The following is an 18,104-nucleotide window of genomic DNA, read 5'->3' on the forward strand; positions in this document are numbered from 1 at the left end:
TCTGCAGCGTCAGTAGTAGTATTAGCCATATTCTTGACCTTGATTAAATGGTTGAGCAAATAGTCAGATAAAACGCTTTATGATTGTAATTGTAAAGGATAGCGCCGTTTAGTTGCTATCAGTTTTGGTAATGATGAAGTGATATATTGTATCGAAACGCTGTGATGATGTGCTATTTACGGCTGATAATTCGGTGATTTCAGTTGCTGCATTAACGATTAAGTTTAAATGGCTCGATGCGGATGCTTGCTGACTTTGTCGACAGAAAGCAGTAATGTCTGCTCGCGAGTTGGGGTCTGTTGCGACCACATATAGCGACTCCCCAACGGACACCCCTCGTAGCGCAACTTTGGTTTTTAACAATGGCATGGGACAAGCAAGACCACAACCATCAACAAAGCCTTTGATATCTAATACAGTTTGTTCTGTGACACTCTTTGAATCAGCGCATTCTGCTGGCAGCAGATCCATCAAACTGCTTATACTGTGCTGTTCGGTATCAGATAAGTTGGCTGATAAACTGATAGCGTGAGACATACGGTTTATGATTGACGGTGTATCAGCAGACATAAAAAACCTTGTAGATATCGATATATGGTTTGGTGCTATTTTTAAGCAAATATTTTTTATGCAAAGAGTGTCTGTAATCAGTCATACTCGATCTAGACATTGACGTTTGAGATAAGCGAATTTATCTGATAGTTACTGCGATAGTTACTGCCCTCTTAACGTCAGCTTACCTTTGTTATCCGTCATTATACCAAATAGCCGATGTATAATTGCAGTTGAATATAGTCAACGTTGTGTTCGGTTCACTAGAATCACACAACCATGTTGCACAATAATGACGGATGGCTGCGTGATTGGTAGTCAGAGGCATAGTAAAATTGACCACATGCCTGCAAGCCCGTATAGTCAAAAATACAGGGTAAACAATACGATAGGATACGCACTTGTCTCATTTTACTAGACCACCACGACTGAATAACCATGAGCCGCGCCTGACAGCTAAGTTGGCTATTAGGGCAGTGCCACTTTTATTACAGCCAATATCGCAGCCAAAAATCTATCACAAATGCCCCAAGCGGTCTTTACTGAGCACTGCTAAGCGTGGCGTGTCAGTTGTGCTCTTAGCAGCAGTGACCAGTGCTTATGGCAATGATAACCAAGACGTTGGATTTGCCAATAGCTCGTGGCAAGACCCAGATACGCAAACCTTAGAGTTGCCAAATCTGCGCGGTCAAGGGCTGAGCTTTGCTGAGCAGTATCAAAATAAGATGCTGGGTGAGTGGTCGCTACAAAACATCAATGGTCGCGTCAAAATGGAGCACGACCCTTGGGTGCAAGAAACCGTCAAAAACATGACGTGGCGACTCAATGCCCAAGTGCGTCAGCAAGCGCCACTGGGTTTGGTCATCATTGATAATGCTAGTATCAATGCGTTCGCTGCGCCTGGCGGGGTGATTGGCATCAATACAGGTACCATACTGGCCGCCAGTAGTATGGATGAGTTGGCAAGCGTCATCGCCCATGAAGTGGCGCATATCAGTCAGCATCACTACGAGTATAGTGCAGAGGAGAGTAAAAAGGCGCTACTGATGCAACTGGGCGGTATGTTGGCTGCGATCGCCGCCTCAGCAGTGGATGGTGATGCAGCAGCAGCGGTGATGATGGGTAGCCAAACTGCCTTTATGAACAGCAGTATGGCGTTTAGCCGCAGCAACGAGCGTGAAGCCGATAGAGTCGGGATGCAAATCATGACCCAAGCAGGCTACGACCCTCGAGCGATGCCACGGTTTTTTGCCACGATGAATCAAAAAAGCCAGCTGAATCAGGTGAAAGATCAATTTTTACCCAGTTTTGTGCGCTCGCATCCGCTGAGTAATGAGCGTCTAAGTGAGTCACAAAGTCGTGCGCAGCGTTATCCAGTACTATCTCTGAGTCAGCAGCAGCGTCATCAAGCACTATTTGATCTGCTCTACTGGCGAGTACAAAGTACAGGTAAACACGCGTCTGAGACAGTGCTGACAACAGCAGCCAAGAACAGTCTGGGTGCCAAACTGGCTCTCGTACGCTGGTACACAGAGCAGCAGCGTTTTAAGGATGCCAATGATATATTGACTCAGATGAACGCCTTACCCATCACGCAACGTCAAAACTTAGAACCGCTGCTTGCGATTACGCACAGTGAGCTGCTAAGCGAACAGCAAATGTGGCAACCAGCAGCAGAGATTTTAGCAAACCAGCAGCGTTTGTACCCTGAGCGTCGTGATTTGCGTCTTTATTTGGCAGAAGCGCTCACTAACAGTAACCAACCGGCAGCTGCACAAGCACTGCTAAAGCCATTGACCGAACAGCAGCCAAGCGATCGCTACGCGTGGCAAAGTCTGCAATTGGCGAATGAAAAGCTGGCTAAAACCACAGCATCACTGCAATTGGCCAATATCGCAACCATCAATGCCCTGCGTTATCGAAGTCAAGATCAGTTATGGAATGGACGCTACGAGCATGCGCTGACATCATTGACGCAGGCCAAGCAACTCACCGAAAATCTGCAAACCACGGCTCAGGCCAGTAGTGCCCGTCCGTTATTGGCCAATATCGATGCTGAAATTAAAGCAATAAAAACCGCCCAAGACTTTAAGCCTTAGGCGGTATTTTTATAGTACTAGCTTTGCTTACTATGACAGTAGGGTGTTGTTTCAGAGTAAGAGGCGCTACTCAATAGCAAACATATTATTCACCTTACAAGCTACTTACCTTGTAAGGCGTCTTTGACCAATTTAGAGATAAGAGCAGGATCAGCACGACCTGCGGTTTTATTTTTTAGTATACCCATGACGCTGCCCATGTCACGCATAGACGTAGCACCTTGCTCACTGATTTCAGCGTTCACCAATGCGATGATTTCGTCATCATCCATCTGCTTTGGCATAAACTCATTGATAATATCAATCTCAAACTGCTCTTTGGTCGCTAAGTCATCACGGTTGTTTTCGGTAAAAATAGTGAGTGATTCTTGACGCTGCTTGAGCTGCTTTTGTAAAACTTCTAATACTTGGGCATCATCGAGTTCTATCCGGCGGTCAATCTCGATTTGTTTGACGACCGCTTGCACATTGCGCAGTACCTTAACGCGCTCAAGCTCACGTGCTTTCATGGATACTTTGATATTGTCTAATAAAGTCTGTTTAAGTTGGCTCACTGTTATTATCCTTATTTGTTAAGAGTTATTTGTTCAAATGTTGAGCAATAATAAAAATTGTAGCATAAAAAACGCCACTGATATCAATGGATAACAGTGGCGTTAGTGTAGCGCTTGTACGTAACTAAATCAGATTACTGATTAGTACATACGAGTGGTACGAATAGTTTCGCGTTGTAATTTCTTTTTATAACGCTTTACGGCAGCAGCTTTTTTACGCTTACGTACTTGCGTTGGTTTTTCATAAAACTCACGCTTACGTACGTCTGATAATACACCAGCTTTTTCACAAGCACGTTTGAAACGACGGATAGCGATATCAACTGGTTCGTTTTCTTTAACCTTAACTGCAGGCATGAAGACTCCTCGATTAGGATGAGATATAAGGGCATTAGTTTGGCTGTGTATTAGTATTTAGCCGCGATATCTCAAGATCACAGGCATCAGCTCAAACTAGGATAATCTTGCGCACTAGCACAAGGGCAGGTATTTTAATAAAAAATACCAACAAAGTCAATGATTTTAGGTGTTTATTGTCTATTTATCATTTGTTTGTCAGAACATTTGAGCTTACCTGTGCTGTTCTAGAGCGAGTCAAAGGAGAAAAACCATCGTGAATAAAAAGTCCCTACGGTCTATAACGGTATAGCGGGAGTTTATGCTATGATAATTTCCATATTGTAGTAAGCATATGAACCGGTTTGTGTGTATTTTATTGAGGATGTTGGAATGAAAAAAACAGTATTTAACGCGGTATTGAGCACGGCACTTATTATGGCTTTGGGTGTGAGCGTGAGCGCTTGTAGTGGCGGCGAAGAGCATGAAGAAGTAATGGCAATCGATCGCGTTGATGAAGCCGCTGCATTGGCCATCAAAAATGGCCCACCAGCTGAAGAGATGAAGTTCCCAGAAGCGGCACCAATGCCAGCTGCTGATGCAACCGCTACAGATGCTGACGGTACGGCAACTGCTGAAGCAGGTACGGCTGATGCTGATATGGCAGCAACGACGGATAGTACGGACACAGATGCCGCTCCTGCTGCCACTGACAGCGCCGACATGGCGACTGAAGATGCAGCTGCTCCAGCCGCTGAATAATCTATCCGCTAGAGGTGAGAGATGATTGGTATACCGCAGCATATGCATAAGTTGAGCTTGTCTATACTTAGTCTGAGTATGTTGCTCGCACTGAGTGCTTGCAGTGATAACACGCCTACTGACAAGGCGGCGGATATCGATGAGTCTACCGATGTAGCCGTAGTGGCAGAGGCTGAACCAGCAGTAGAACCTGCCACCGCTACGCCTGATACTGTTAGCCAGTCAGAGTCTGCTGCTGAAGACGTGATAGTGCCTGAAGTGGCTGCTGAGCCTGAAGTGTTGGCCGTAGATGCAGGTGCCAAGCTGTATGAGTCAAACTGTAAGGTTTGTCATGCGGCTGGTTTGCTAGACGCACCAAAATATGGTGATACTGCTGCTTGGTCAGCTCGAGTGACTAAAGACAAAGAAACGTTATATATGCACTCGGCCAAAGGCTTTAACAAAATGCCAGCACAGGCGGTAAATGACGTCACTGAAGCACAGGTTAAAGCCGCTGTCGATTATATGCTGGCGTCGGTAAGCTGATACGGTACATATAGCGTATATTGACCATTGAAATTTGTTAAACTGACCGTCATTGTGACTGACAATGGCGGCTTTTTTATGCATGCTTTTTATCAGCGCACGCCCGAATAACATGGTTGAAAAGACAGTACGAAAACAGTATGAAAACAAAGGTATAAAGGCAAAAATATGAAAGTATTGGGTTTAGAGACCTCTTGTGATGAGACAGGACTAGCGATTTTTGATAGCGAGCAAATAAACAGCGACAATCAAGGTTTGGTCGGTCAAGTGCTGTACTCTCAGATTGAGCTACATGCGCTCTATGGCGGCGTGGTGCCTGAACTTGCCAGCCGCGATCATATTCGTAAGCTAGTGCCATTACTCAATGAGCTGTTAGATCAGTGCGATACGAAAAAAAGCGAGATCGATGCGATTGCTTATACTAAAGGGCCTGGTCTCATTGGTGCTTTGATGACGGGTGCACTGTTTGGGCGCAGCTTGGCATATGGTTTAGATATTCCAGCAATTGGTATTCATCATATGGAAGGGCATCTATTGGCACCGCTCATGGGCGCAAATCCTCCGGCCTTTCCTTTTGTCTCACTATTGGTATCTGGTGGGCATACGTTACTGATTGCCGCCCATGGCGTAGGGCAGTATGAGATATTGGGTGAATCGATAGATGATGCAGCGGGTGAGTGCTTTGATAAAGCCGCCAAGATGCTAGGCCTGCCTTATCCTGGTGGCCCCAATATTGCCAAGCTTGCAGAGACAGGTAATCCTAACGCGTATTCGCTGCCAAGACCGATGCTACATCGTGGTTTAGATTTCTCATTTAGTGGTATGAAAACTGCCGTACATAATCTGATTAAAGATACGCCACTGTCAGGCGGTTCTGGTCATAAATCTGATAGCGACCCACAAGTTCGCGCGGATATCGCAGCCAGCTTTCAACATGCAGTGGTCGATACGCTAGTGAAGAAGTGCGTTAAAGCACTCAAGCAAGCAGATATGAGTCGCTTAGTGATTGCGGGCGGGGTCAGTGCCAATACTCATCTGCGTGAGACGCTAGAGGCGGAGCTGGCTAAAATCAATGCGACGGTTCATTATGCACCGCCTGCACTATGTACGGACAATGGCGCGATGATTGCTTATGCAGGTTTTGAACGTTTGCAGGCAGGACAGTCCGATGATTTGGCCGTGAGCTGTGTTCCGCGTTGGCCGATGACAGAGTTGCCAGCCGTCTAACTGAGCCTTTTATTCAATATATTTATACGATTAAGGACAGTCTATGCAGTGGTTTGCTATTGGTTTGGGCGCAGCATTCGGTGCTTGTCTGCGAGCTTGGTTATCGCGTTTTAATGCTCTACATGGTTGGGTGCCGCTCGGTACTCTGAGCGCTAATATCTTGGGTGGACTGCTGATAGGGCTGGCGCTAGTGTGGTTCGAGCGTATGGGAGGCAATTTGTCCGATCATGTACGCGTGTTTGTCATTACGGGTTTTTTAGGTGGGTTAACTACCTTTAGCACGTTTAGTGCAGAGGTATTTGGCTTTATTCATGACGGGCGGTTGCTAGCAGGTTTGACGCTCATCGGCCTGCACGTTGGGCTAACGTTACTGGCAACCGCGCTTGGCTTTTATTTCTTTAAGTTGGTTTTGTAGCCGTTGGTAGATATTAATCGTTTAATGGTCTGTTATAAGTGGTTCCACCATATCAGTCTATTTTAAGTGGTCTGTTAATAGGTTTAATAGGTGAATTATCTGGTTCCCTTGGGGTATACCTATTTTCAATCATTTTTCTTACAATTTTTTTACTCACCTGAATAATTTTCAAGCATTTGTATTAATTCTTGAAAATCAGGATGATCACCTCGAAAGCCTTTAATTGCTTCAAGTAAGTAATCTTTTCCATTATAGTAGTTAACATCCCCACCATTTTTTAACATCAATTCTAGTACATCTAACCTATCAGGCATCAGCAAAGTCATTCTCAGAGGTATAAGGTTATCTCTATTAGTAATGTTTGGATCTGCCCCTGCTTCTAATAAGGCAATAGCGGCTTCTGCATTTTCTCCTCGCATTGCATAGTGCAATGGTGTCATGCCATAACTGTCTTGAGCATTGATTGGGACACCTTTTTCTATAAAAAACTCAATAGTTTTTTTCGGTGGTTCTTTTGGGTTAAATCCCATTGAGAGCTGATGTAGCCAGTTCCATTTATCAGTTGGAGATGTTTCAAAGTAATCCATATTGTTACTTTCGAATAATTCAGAAGCTTCTTTTATCAGGCCTTCTTTAAAAAGCCTAAAAACTTTCATTCGTAGTTTTTTGTATTCATTCATAATTATTTTTCTTTACTTCTATTGCTATTAAGAAATTCTTGCATTTCATCTGTTAGTTCTTGTGGAATATCTTTGCCTTCCATCTCATCAGTATGACTAATATTAAGCTATGCTATCAATTCCTTAGTCATTGAAGTTATTTCTAGCACTAGAAGTTAGATTCCTGTATAGCGCATCTATCAATATGACCCAGAGGTAATAAAGTAATGATCAAACAAAAAAGTTTTAAACCTTATTCATCAGAAATATTACCAGTAGGATTCGTTTATCCTGCTGCTTACATCCAATTGACAAAAAATACAGAAACAGTCAAGTCTGATGAATATTTTCAATGGTGGTTCTTAAACTCTACAACTGAAGGAGCCAAACTAACATATAGTCTTAGAAACAATAAAATTAAGGATTTTAACTTAATTCCATTCGCTCAAAACAGCGAATGGATGGCTTACTTTGATGGCGATGATTGTTCAGGTGATCCAAGAGTAATAGTAGTTGATCTTACTGATTTGCCTTCATTCATGATATTCGAGAATTTTAATGAATGGCTTACTAAAGCTGAGCAGGATTACTGGTGATAGCTAATCTTAAGCTTGATAATCTAACGTTTTGTACACCATGAAGTACACTGAGACTATCTCAGCGAGTTAAAACGTTGATACCGTTAGCCCACAGCCACAGATTCAAGTCCTCACTAGGGAACCATTATTTACCATAACATTCATTACGATATGAAAAGGTGAATAATATTTCATCACTATAAAAAAGTGATTAGTAATGAAACTACAACGGCTTCACTATCCCTTCCAATAAGCTCGCAAATCCCTGCATATACGCCGTATCTTTACTTGAGGTACGCGTCGCGGCATATAGCTGACAATGTACGCCATCACCTAGTGGTCGCGAGACGACCCAACCTTTTTTCTCATATTCAGCTACCACCCAATCAGGCAATGCCGCTACGCCGCGTTCACTAGCAACCAACTGAATCAGCATCGCGGTCAGCTCTGTCGTACGAACACTCTCAAAGCTTACTTGTGCTGGCGTCATAAAATTAGCAATGATATCGAGACGTTTGGCCTCTACTGGATAGGCAATTAATGTCTCATTAATCAAATCATCAGGGTCAATAAACTTTTGAGTGGCTAAATCATGCGTGGGTGACAGCACCAAGCGACTCTCATACTCAAACAGCGGCTGATAACTGATACCGTCGAGCGGCAAATCGCTGGTCGTAATGAGCAGGTCAATATCGCCTTCCATGAGTAGATGATGCGGCTCAGGCTCAAACCCTGTGGCAAAATCCAGCTCAACATCCGACCATTCACGGCGATAGTGATTCAGTATCGGCATCAGCCAATCAAAGCAGCTATGGCACTCTGATGCGAGGCGTAACCTGCCTGCTTGACCGTGTGCCAAGCGCTTTAGGTTGGCTTTGGTGCGGGTCACTTGCGGCAAGATACTGTCTGCTAACGCCAGTACTGCTTTACCCGCTGGTGTGAAGCTGAGCGGGCGCGTCCGGCGATTGACCAAGCTGATATCGTAATAGTTCTCAAGCTCCTTTAGCTGATGAGAGACAGCAGAAGCTGTGACATGTAGCTCATCTGCCGCTGCTGCAAGTGAACCATGCGCCCGTAGCGCGGTCAATGTATTAAGATGACGTAGCTCAAGCATAATATAACCTAACCGCTAAGGTGAGAAAAATTCATTATAGTCAATATAGCGCTGACTTTCACTCATAGTCCGTTATTAATGAGTAGTTAATAAGCAATCAATATCTAGCGCTTGCGTAATAATAGCTGTGAGATAACCACCAATATCAGCGAGGCAACCAGCAATAATGTACCAATCGCATTGACTTCTGGCTTGAGTCCTACCCGAACCATCGAGTAAATCCGCAGCGGCAAAATCTCATAGCTAGGCCCAGTGACAAACGTCGAGACCACCACATCATCTAGCGATAGGGTAAAAGCCAGCAACCAGCCTGCCATGACTGCTGGTAAGATAACCGGAATCAATACGGTGCGCACCATAGTTGATTCATTGGCACCCAAGTCGCGTGCCGCTTCCATCAAGCGCTCATCTAAACTGCTCAATCGTGCAAAAACGGTAATGACGACGAAGGGTAGGCAAAAAGTAATGTGTGCTAATAGTAGCGAGACAAAGCCCAATTGCAAACCAATCAGTAAGAACAGTGCTAGCAATGAGATAGCGAGTACAATCTCAGGCGACATCATAAGTACAAACAGTAGCCCGTTTAGTAAGCCTTTACCACGAAAATTATAACGGTGTAGCGCTAGTGCGGTGAGTGTCCCTATCAACGTTGAGACAGTGGCTGCCACCAATCCTAAGACAATCGAGTGCCAAAATGCATCGAGCATCGCTTGGTTGTTAAACAGTGACTCGTACCACTTTAAGCTAAACCCGCCCCAGTTATAGCCGATTTTTGATTTGTTAAACGACATCACCACCAAGACGATGATGGGCAGGTATAACAAGGTATAAATCAGTCCGAGATAACCTTTGGCGGCGATACTACCAATCTTGATCGGACGAGTTTTTTTGTTCGGTGAGCTATAAGACATTAGGCCACCTCATTAAAGTCAGTCTTGCCAATGCGGCGGCTACTGGCACGGTAGGCAAGTAATAATACCGCCATCGCCAGTGTCAATAAAACGCTGGCCGCAGCACCAAAGGGCCAGTCACGCGCATCCAAAAATTGGTTTTTGATAATATTACCAACCAGTAAATTACGCGAACCACCCAAGATATCCGCCACATAAAACATGCCCATCGCAGGCAATAACACGAGCAGTACACCAGAAATAATCCCCGGTGTCGTTAACGGCAATACCACATGCCAAAAGGTCTGCGTTTTAGATGCGCCCAAATCTTGCGAAGCCAATAGCATATCATTGCGTAAGTCAGTAAATACCGCATATAGCGGCAGTACCATAAACGGAAATAACAAGTAGGTTAAACCTGCAATCACTGCACCTTGCGTATATAAAATATCGATAGGGGTATCGATGACGCCGATTGCTAATAGCAATTTATTAATCAAACCGTTATTGGCAAATAGTAGTTTTAATGCATAAGTCCGCACCAGAGAGTTGGTCCAAAACGGCAGTATCAGTAACATCATGAGCAGTGGCTGCCAGCGCACTTTTGCTTTGGAAATCAGCCATGCAAAAGGATAGCCAAGCAGTAAACAGATAACCGTAGTGATACCTGCCATCCATAATGAGTGGACAAATACCTCAAAATACAACGGGTCAATCATCCGCACATAGCTGTCGATGCCAACAGGTAAGCTAATAAAGGCGCTACTATCGCGGGTCAAGAAACTAACAGCAATGACCAAGATATTTGGCAACAGCGCAAATATCAGTAGCCAACCCCAGATTAGCCAAAGCGTGGCGGTACGAAATGGGCTTTTACTGCCTAAGTGGTTGCGGGCCATCAGCTACCATCCTTTTGTGCAGTTATGTCTGGCACAGTTTCAGAGTCTTCTGGTAATACCCATTCCCAGCCATCTACCCATGAGACTTTGACGCCTTCATTTAGTTTATAGTCGAAGCTCGGGTCATCCTCATCAAAAAACTCAGAGGCTTTGATGATATGACCATTTGCCAATTCGATAATCGAGTCTAAGGTGCTGCCTTTATAGTTACTCTCGATGACACGGCCTAACAGTCCGCTATGCTCATTGTCTTTCGGATCATATATTCGTAGGTCTTCGGGGCGAAGTAGTAAATTAACGATATCACCTACCTGCACATCATTGGCAAAATTAGGACGACGTAAATTACGCAATGTGGTTGGACCGTCTTGTGCTTGCGCTTCACAAACTTCGACCTCGATGCGTCCATTAGTCACTTTGCCATCACGATCGGGGTGATCTGGATGGACACCTTTGACCTCAGCTCTAAATAAATTGGTCTCGCCGATGAATTTGGCAGTAAATAAATTGGCAGGGGTTTCATAAATCTCGATAGGCGTGCCAATTTGCTGAAACGTACCGTCTTTCATTACGGCAATACGGTCTGACATCGACAGCGCTTCTTCTTGGTCATGAGTGACAAAGACAAAGGTAATGCCAAGCTCACGTTGCAGACGCTTTAGCTCAGATTGCATTTGCAGGCGCAGTTTATGATCGAGTGCGGATAATGGCTCATCAAGCAAAAGAAGTTTAGGACGGTTAATCACCGCGCGTGCAATCGCGACACGCTGCTGCTGACCACCAGATAAATCTTGCGGTTTACGGTTGGCCAAATGCTCTAGCTGTACCATCGCTAGCATTTCGCTGACGCGTCTTTGGATTTCATCTTTCGGGACTTTTTTTAGCTTTAGGCCATATGCGACGTTTTGGGCGACGCTCATATGAGGAAACAACGCATATTGCTGAAATATGGTATTCACCGGACGTTTATCAGCGGGCAAGCCTGCCATCTGTACGCCATCCAAATATATCGCCCCAGCGTTTGGCTGCTCAAAGCCTGCAATCAAGCGTAGCAAGGTTGTCTTACCGCAGCCCGATGGCCCAAGCAGTGTCAAAAACTCACCGTGTTTGATATCAAGGTTGATGTCTTTTAAGACCTCGGTTTGATCATAGGTTTTTTTGAGACCAGTCAGTTTCAGTAGCACCTGATCATCATGAGGTGACGCAGAGGTGTTGTGTGTATTTGGAGAGGGATTGGCCATAATATCTGTTCCTAAGCGTCCAATATATCAATACAGTTATCTAGGTAAATCACTGTCATCAAAGAGATTGGCATGAGCGTAAGCAGGATCTGATTGCTGCCTGATTGTTGCGTATTATAACAAACCCTTGATATAAATCAGTGCAAGTTAGTTATAAGTTATGCGAGCCATACGGTCATGGTCATGATGGGTACGGCTGTATTTTTGGTATCGACTATATTTACCTCACGACATTTAGACAAATTTTTTTACCGATTTTTGGCCTTTATTCCTATACAATCACGATATGGCTGACAAATATCACGAGCCCGATAGGTTGGTAGCCACTAGCCAATCTATGTTTGCATACCTAATGTAATGCCATTTATAACTCTCATATTATTGATGATAAAGGATCTCTCATGTCTACCGATACACGTCCAACCACAGGTCAAGAAGCGCTTGAGCTTTTAAAAGCAGGTAATGCACGCTACGTTGATAGCCTCACCAGTACCGATGAGTATATGCAGCGCCGTCCAGAGTTGGTCAAGGATCAAAATCCATTGGCTATTATTTTGGGTTGCTCAGATGCACGAGTACCAGTTGAGATTGTTTTTGATCAAGGTTTGGGAGATTTGTTCGTTATACGAGTTGCGGGTAACGTGGTTGCACCATCGCAGATTGGTTCAATTGAGTTTGCAGCCGAAGCCTTTGGCACGCAATTGGTAGTGGTACTTGGACATTCAAAATGCGGCGCTGTCACGGCCTGCGTTGAGACACTGATCAATCCTGAACAAAACTATTCACCTAACTTGCAGTCCATCGTAGATCGTATTCGTCCAAGCGTTTATAACTTGCACGAACTGGCAACTGCCAATGGTCAAGACGTCGATGCAGATGAATTGGTTGACCGCTCTATCCGTGCAAACGTGCGCATGTCAGTCAGTCAGCTAAAGCATGGCTCTCGGGCATTAGAGGACTTAACCAATAGCGGCCAGCTGCTGGTAGTGGGTGCAGAGTATGATTTAGAAACTGGAAAAGTGCGTTTCTTAGACAGCTAGGATATGTCCTCAATTAAGCCATATTTAAGGCAGCGTTGAGCCATTTGTTAAATTATTGACAGACTTTATGGTTATCGATAGCTTAACAACTCCTATTCAGCTTCTTACAAAACCCTATCAATTACCTCGCCATTTTTTATTATGATAAGTAAACGGCGCAAATCACGACAAGGTGGTTTGCGCGCTTATCAACCTATCTTATGAACCCTATTAGGATAATTATGTCTAACGTATCTACCGATAATAAAAATGACGCAGTGATAGCTCAGCCTATCAGCAGTGTGCATACCGATGGTGTGCAGCCCATTGCCGCTCAGACGACAGGTTTTACTTTTAACCACACTATGCTCCGTGTCAAAGACCCAGTCAAATCATTGGCATTTTATACTGGTGTCTTGGGTATGACGTTACTGGCGGTCAAAAAATTCCCTGACATGGGGTTTGATCTGTACTTTTTGGCACAGCTGACTGAGAGCGAGCGCGACAACCTGCCTACAGGCGACGACTTGGAAATCTTTGCCTTCCGACAACGCGGTATCTTAGAGCTGACCCATAATTATGGTACCGAAATCAAGGATGATTTTAGCTATCATGATGGCAATCAAGAGCCACAAGGTTTTGGTCATATTTGCTTTAGCGTACCGAATTTAGAAGAAGCCGTTGCTTGGTTTGATAAAAACGACGTCGAATTTAAAAAACGTCCAGAAGAGGGCAGTATGAAACACATTGCCTTTATCAAGGATGCAGATGGCTACTGGATCGAAATCGTCCAAGCAAACTTGATGTCTTAGTTGGTATATTCTCAGTGAGCCGCAGCGAGTCGCTTTGGAACTAAACCCTTTATTTATAATGATGCGCCAACATAGCAATAGGAGCAATCCCTTTATGCCCACCCCTGATGTGAGCCGCCTATCGAACACAGTAGCTGATGGTATGACCATCTATCAGCAAGTGGTCTATACCACCCAAGATTTGGCAAATGGCTTTATTGAGCGCATTCCATATTTTGTGGCGGCGCTCATTGTTTTGGGTATTTTTTGGTTATTGTCCATTTTTTTCAAAAAAGCGGTGCATAAAATCTTAGGATCGCGCGTACGTCATCAAAACTTGGTCAAGGTGTTTCAGCGGATAGGTGGGGCACTCATTCTGTTTATTGGTTTTATGATAGCGATGGTTGTTGCTGTTCCAGGGTTCACACCTGCTAAACTTATTGGTGCACTCGGGATAGGTTCGGTCGCGATTGGTTTTGCGTTTAAAGATATCTTTCAAAATTTGCTGTCCGGTATTTTACTACTGATCTCAGAGCCGTTTCGTATCGGTGATCAGATCGTATCTGGTGAATATGAAGGCACAGTCGAAGACATTAAAATTCGCGCGACCACCATCAGGACTTATGACGGTCGGCAAGTGGTAATTCCCAACTCTGATTTGTACACCTCAGCACTGACGGTCAATACTGCTTATAAGCAGCGCCGTTTGCAAGTTGCGGTCGGTATCGGTTATGAAGATGACATCGAAGCGGCAAAAGCTGAGATACTACGAGCGCTAGACAAAGTCGATAGCGTATCAAAAAAAGCGACACCAAGCGTGATTGCCACTGGGTTTGGCGGCTCGTCTATGGATCTGATGGTGCGCTGGTTTATTGAAGATGGTACGCAGGCCAATAAGGTCGCCTCAATTCATCAAGTTATTGTAGAGATTAAAAATGCGCTTGATGCAGCAGAGATCAATATTCCATTCCCGATACGCACGATAGATTTGAGTGACCCTTCGGTAAAATCCATCGTCAATAAGATAAATGAGCAACAAGTGATTGATGTTAATAAAGCTGCGACAGAGTAATTCGCTTAGGGCCTTACTTTAAAAGGACTGCCTTTAACGTGATATTTTTTACGCAATAAAAAACCGCCATCTCATTTGATTTGGCGGTTTTTTTTACTTGTCGACTTACTATAAGCACAAATTTTTATTCATCTTTTGCTCTAAAGTCGGTATGGCATGATTTACAGCTTGCACCAACTTGTCCAAAGGCAGGTTTAACATCGTCCATGCTAGTGGCGGTTTGCGCAGCAGCATTCAGCTCAGCAGTGACTTTTTGGAAGTTTTCGGCTTCTGCACTGAAACCATCAGCATTAGACCAAACTGCTTCAGTAGCATTGCCTACCGCTTCTGGGTCTTCGAAATGACTCCATGGTGTAGAGGCATCTTCTGCCATAAATGCTGCTTGCTCTTTGAACACAGCTGCATCAAACGTATCAGGCGCTTTTGCCATATCGCCCATCACGCCCATTGAATCACCCCAGTTTTTCATACTGTCTTGACGGGCTTGTACGTCAGGGTTTGAGTCAGCATCATTGGCAGTACTACAAGCCGTTAGACCTAGCGCTGCTGCCATCAAGGTGACACTGAAGAAGGATTTTAAAAATTTGTTAGAATGAGCCTTTGTCATATAGATTATTCCTTTAAAATTTGCTAATAGTATGCGCATGCAAACGCTGGCTTTGAACAAGATATAAATAGAGCAATTTATTCATACTATTTAGAAACGCGTTCGCTTCTAAATAACTTTTCAAAAATATAATTTCTATTGTAACCACTATTTACGTAGTTATAGTTAAGATAGTTGTTATATCATCGTAATATTGTCAAATGACAATCCAAAACACAATGTTGAACTTAGACGTGGGCTCAATTCAACCGATCGTCCTTTCAACAGTCTTATATGAATAAGGCCAGCGATAGCAGCTGACCTTGTCTAAATTTTCTAGATTATTGTCTAGAATGAACCACCCAATTTTATTATATGCAGATAAGCTATAGAGTCAACCAGTCACGTGGTTTTAGATAAAAATCGGTCAATTCAAATTCAGGTGTGCCTTCGGTCGGCTCTAAACGATAATGCCAACTGGCAAGCGGCGGCATACTGACTAGGATAGATTCGATACGTCCATTGCTTTGAAGACCAAATAAAGTCCCGCGATCGTAAACGAGGTTGTACTCAACATAGCGCCCACGACGATAGAGCTGAAAATCACGCTGCGCTTCGGTATAAGGCGTGTTTTTACGCTGCTCAAAAATCGGTAATATACCGTCAAGATAGCCGTTACCGACAGCTTTCATAAAGTTAAAGCAGGTCTCAAATTCCCAGCCGCGACTCTCGGTACTGACATCATCATAGAACAAGCCGCCAATACCGCGCTGCTCATCACGGTGACGTAGATGAAAGTACTCATCACACCACTGTTTAAAGTCAGCGTAGATATTGTCACCAAATGGCGCACATAGGTCATGACAAACCTGATGCCAGTGTACGCAATCCTCTAATACGGGATAAAAAGGTGTCAAATCAAACCCACCACCAAACCACCAAATAGGTGCTTCGCCTTCTGCTTCTGCGACAAACAAACGCACATTGGCATGGCTGGTCGGAACGTTGGGGTTTTTGGGGTGGACAACCAGAGACACACCCATTGCCTGAGCTTTGCGCCCAGCGATATTAGGGTGGCGTGCAGTAGCAGAGGCAGGTAGATTATGTACTTCGATATGGCTGAACATCACGCCCGCTTTTTCGATGACCTTGCCACCTGCCAATACACATGAGCGACCACCGCCGCCTTCAGGACGCTCCCAATCATCAGGAACGAAGGTCGAAGTGCCGCCGCCATCACGCTCTTGTGCTTCTAAAGCCTCACAGATACGTGCTTGCAAATCAACTAAAAACTCACGTACACGCATGATGTCGCTATGGGCTGGTATGGTCGTTGAATCTAACGGGTTTGTCTGGTTATCTGTATTTGAAATACTCATAAGATATCTATTTATTCAGGTGTATGGCGGTATTAAGGTCTGTATCGAGATGGAGTTCTGTATCAAGCGCGATATTTTTATCAAACAAGTGCCCCATGCGGTCACGTTTGGTCGCTAGATATTCAGCATTCATATCATTGACGCCTACCAATAGTGGCACACGTTCGACAACGTCAATACCATGCTCAGTCAAATAAGCGACTTTGTTTGGATTATTAGTAATGAGTCTGACAGCATCGACACCAATATGGGCAAGCATCGGGCCACACATGTCATAGATACGGGCATCGGCGGGCAAGCCCAGCATAAGATTGGCATCTAACGTATCATGCCCCTGATCCTGGAGGGCATAAGCGCGAATCTTATTGGTCAGTCCGATACCGCGACCTTCTTGACGCAGGTATAAGATAGCGCCGCAGCCTGATTCTTGTATGGCTTGCATTGCGGCATTTAGCTGCGGTCCACAGTCACATTTCAATGAGCTGAACGAGTCACCTGTTAGGCACTCAGAATGAATGCGAATCAATGGCATTGGACGCTGAGATAAGGTATCACTTGACGGGATCACTGCTGGGTTAGTTAAGTCTGACTCAGCTTCAGCTGTACTATGCTGCTTGACCGCAGAGAGACCCACAGTCAGCATGACATGCTCTTGGCCTTCGTCGTTTTCAAACACATGAATATCGAACTCGCCGTGACGAGTGGGTAATTTGGCACTGGTGATAAATTGATATGACATTACTGTCCTACAGAAGCCTACAGTTGTGGCGGTAGAGGGTTTGTTATAACGAATTGAGAGCGTGTTATCAGACAACACGCACCTACATTTAATGATTTCAAAAGGGCTTAATTTTACTAATGGTCATTAGAGACTTTTCACTAGGTTCATTGTCACTAGGTTTATACGTGTGACGATCTATTTTTTGTTTTTTCGGCCGCTGATCTTATATTTAGCATCAGATTATAAATGACGATAGACCATCGAGGCACTGTGTCATCACAGCCTATTGCCAAAAACATAACGGCAGCAGTATAACCTGTTTACCAGTACCGCGTATTTATCGCATTTGTTATAAAAACACACAAAGTTCACAGACGATGCACGATGATTAAAGCGACAATTAAAAAAAAATGCTATTATGCCATACTATTTTGATGGATACAGTGACAAGTCTTTATCCTTGCACTACTATGTCGTCATTAACATCTGATATTGATGCAAAATAATAAGGCATAATGTTATCCCTTAGCGTTTCAGCGTAGTATTGGCGCGTCGGTTATCCAGACAGTGTCGCTGCTATGGTATGTAGCAACATTACATAGTTATATACCGCAAAAGTTGCATGAATAATTATATGGTCGATTACATCAATAACGATGTAGATATTATTGACACCCCTTGGCTA

At 44.2% G+C, this 18,104-nt stretch carries 20 protein-coding genes; 9 read left to right on the top strand and 11 right to left on the bottom strand.

The window, feature by feature from the left end; translation table 11 throughout:
* Nucleotides 1–108 precede the first annotated feature (108 nt).
* The gene (locus tag IP510_RS04305) at nucleotides 109–570 is read right to left on the bottom strand and encodes a sulfurtransferase TusA family protein (RefSeq protein ID WP_194363545.1); all 462 of its coding nucleotides are present in this window, start codon (nucleotides 568–570) and stop codon (nucleotides 109–111) included.
* A 383-nt stretch (nucleotides 571–953) separates the two neighbouring features.
* Between IP510_RS04305 and IP510_RS04310 the strand changes: the two genes are divergently transcribed.
* Nucleotides 954–2,651 carry a M48 family metalloprotease gene (locus IP510_RS04310; RefSeq protein WP_227669467.1) on the top strand — a complete coding sequence of 566 codons (1,698 nt, stop codon included), beginning with the start codon at nucleotides 954–956 and terminating at the stop codon, nucleotides 2,649–2,651.
* Nucleotides 2,652–2,752: 101 nt separating this feature from the next.
* On the opposite strand, the gene IP510_RS04315 is transcribed toward IP510_RS04310, so the two are convergent.
* Nucleotides 2,753–3,205, bottom strand: coding sequence for a GatB/YqeY domain-containing protein (locus IP510_RS04315; protein ID WP_194363546.1), 453 nt, complete (start codon nucleotides 3,203–3,205; stop codon nucleotides 2,753–2,755).
* A 141-nt stretch (nucleotides 3,206–3,346) separates the two neighbouring features.
* Nucleotides 3,347–3,562, bottom strand: coding sequence for a 30S ribosomal protein S21 (gene rpsU, locus IP510_RS04320; protein ID WP_010195908.1), 216 nt, complete (start codon nucleotides 3,560–3,562; stop codon nucleotides 3,347–3,349).
* A 372-nt stretch (nucleotides 3,563–3,934) separates the two neighbouring features.
* Between rpsU and IP510_RS04325 the strand changes: the two genes are divergently transcribed.
* The 4 genes from IP510_RS04325 (at nucleotide 3,935) to crcB (ending at nucleotide 6,470) form a co-directional block, all read left to right on the top strand.
* A complete protein-coding gene (locus IP510_RS04325; RefSeq protein ID WP_194363547.1) occupies nucleotides 3,935–4,303 on the top strand; it encodes a hypothetical protein in 369 nt (122 codons plus the stop codon).
* Between the two features lie 21 nt (nucleotides 4,304–4,324).
* Nucleotides 4,325–4,828, top strand: coding sequence for a c-type cytochrome (locus IP510_RS04330; RefSeq protein ID WP_194363548.1), 504 nt, complete (start codon nucleotides 4,325–4,327; stop codon nucleotides 4,826–4,828).
* Between the two features lie 168 nt (nucleotides 4,829–4,996).
* A complete protein-coding gene (gene tsaD, locus IP510_RS04335) occupies nucleotides 4,997–6,055 on the top strand; it encodes a tRNA (adenosine(37)-N6)-threonylcarbamoyltransferase complex transferase subunit TsaD (RefSeq protein ID WP_194363549.1) in 1,059 nt (352 codons plus the stop codon).
* Between the two features lie 43 nt (nucleotides 6,056–6,098).
* Entirely contained in the window at nucleotides 6,099–6,470 is a 372-nt protein-coding gene (gene crcB / locus IP510_RS04340) for a fluoride efflux transporter CrcB (protein WP_194363550.1), read from the top strand.
* A 149-nt stretch (nucleotides 6,471–6,619) separates the two neighbouring features.
* On the opposite strand, the gene IP510_RS04345 is transcribed toward crcB, so the two are convergent.
* The gene (locus IP510_RS04345; protein WP_194363551.1) at nucleotides 6,620–7,150 is read right to left on the bottom strand and encodes an ankyrin repeat domain-containing protein; all 531 of its coding nucleotides are present in this window, start codon (nucleotides 7,148–7,150) and stop codon (nucleotides 6,620–6,622) included.
* A gap of 206 nt (nucleotides 7,151–7,356) precedes the next feature.
* On the opposite strand from IP510_RS04345, the gene IP510_RS04350 reads away from it, so the two are divergent.
* Nucleotides 7,357–7,725 (top strand): hypothetical protein, encoded by a 369-nt coding sequence (locus IP510_RS04350; RefSeq protein WP_194363552.1) that lies wholly within the window; start codon nucleotides 7,357–7,359, stop codon nucleotides 7,723–7,725.
* 205 nt (nucleotides 7,726–7,930) lie between these two features.
* On the opposite strand, the gene IP510_RS04355 is transcribed toward IP510_RS04350, so the two are convergent.
* The 4 genes from IP510_RS04355 to potA form a co-directional block, all read right to left on the bottom strand.
* Entirely contained in the window at nucleotides 7,931–8,821 is an 891-nt protein-coding gene (locus tag IP510_RS04355) for a LysR family transcriptional regulator (RefSeq protein ID WP_194363553.1), read from the bottom strand.
* Nucleotides 8,822–8,925: 104 nt separating this feature from the next.
* Nucleotides 8,926–9,732 carry a spermidine/putrescine ABC transporter permease PotC gene (gene potC, locus IP510_RS04360; RefSeq protein ID WP_194363554.1) on the bottom strand — a complete coding sequence of 269 codons (807 nt, stop codon included), beginning with the start codon at nucleotides 9,730–9,732 and terminating at the stop codon, nucleotides 8,926–8,928.
* The gene (potB, locus tag IP510_RS04365; RefSeq protein ID WP_194363555.1) at nucleotides 9,732–10,610 is read right to left on the bottom strand and encodes a spermidine/putrescine ABC transporter permease PotB; all 879 of its coding nucleotides are present in this window, start codon (nucleotides 10,608–10,610) and stop codon (nucleotides 9,732–9,734) included. The genes potC and potB overlap by 1 nt, the downstream gene beginning before the upstream one ends.
* Complete coding sequence (gene potA / locus IP510_RS04370) at nucleotides 10,610–11,851, bottom strand: spermidine/putrescine ABC transporter ATP-binding protein PotA (protein ID WP_194363556.1); 1,242 nt, start codon at nucleotides 11,849–11,851, stop codon at nucleotides 10,610–10,612. Before potA ends, potB begins: the two co-directional genes overlap by 1 nt.
* Nucleotides 11,852–12,252: 401 nt before the next feature.
* Between potA and IP510_RS04375 the strand changes: the two genes are divergently transcribed.
* The 3 genes from IP510_RS04375 (at nucleotide 12,253) to IP510_RS04385 (ending at nucleotide 14,733) form a co-directional block, all read left to right on the top strand.
* Nucleotides 12,253–12,891 (top strand): carbonic anhydrase, encoded by a 639-nt coding sequence (locus tag IP510_RS04375; RefSeq protein WP_194363557.1) that lies wholly within the window; start codon nucleotides 12,253–12,255, stop codon nucleotides 12,889–12,891.
* A 221-nt stretch (nucleotides 12,892–13,112) separates the two neighbouring features.
* Nucleotides 13,113–13,682, top strand: a complete 570-nt coding sequence (gene gloA / locus IP510_RS04380; protein ID WP_194363558.1) for a lactoylglutathione lyase — start codon at nucleotides 13,113–13,115, stop codon at nucleotides 13,680–13,682.
* Nucleotides 13,683–13,776: 94 nt separating this feature from the next.
* On the top strand, nucleotides 13,777–14,733 hold the full coding sequence (locus IP510_RS04385) for a mechanosensitive ion channel family protein (protein ID WP_194363559.1): 957 nt from the start codon (nucleotides 13,777–13,779) through the stop codon (nucleotides 14,731–14,733).
* Nucleotides 14,734–14,857: 124 nt separating this feature from the next.
* Here IP510_RS04385 and IP510_RS04390 read toward each other — a convergent pair whose 3' ends face one another.
* The 3 genes from IP510_RS04390 to ribA all read right to left on the bottom strand — a co-directional run bounded on the left by IP510_RS04390 (nucleotide 14,858) and on the right by ribA (nucleotide 17,437).
* Nucleotides 14,858–15,340 (bottom strand): c-type cytochrome, encoded by a 483-nt coding sequence (locus IP510_RS04390; RefSeq protein ID WP_194363560.1) that lies wholly within the window; start codon nucleotides 15,338–15,340, stop codon nucleotides 14,858–14,860.
* 365 nt (nucleotides 15,341–15,705) lie between these two features.
* Nucleotides 15,706–16,698 carry an oxygen-dependent coproporphyrinogen oxidase gene (gene hemF, locus IP510_RS04395; protein WP_413786449.1) on the bottom strand — a complete coding sequence of 331 codons (993 nt, stop codon included), beginning with the start codon at nucleotides 16,696–16,698 and terminating at the stop codon, nucleotides 15,706–15,708.
* A 7-nt stretch (nucleotides 16,699–16,705) separates the two neighbouring features.
* Nucleotides 16,706–17,437, bottom strand: coding sequence for a GTP cyclohydrolase II (gene ribA, locus IP510_RS04400; RefSeq protein ID WP_194363561.1), 732 nt, complete (start codon nucleotides 17,435–17,437; stop codon nucleotides 16,706–16,708).
* Nucleotides 17,438–18,104: the final 667 nt, after the last annotated feature.

This window comes from Psychrobacter sp. NG254, assembly GCF_015277735.1.
Taxonomy (GTDB): Bacteria; Pseudomonadota; Gammaproteobacteria; order Pseudomonadales; family Moraxellaceae; genus Psychrobacter.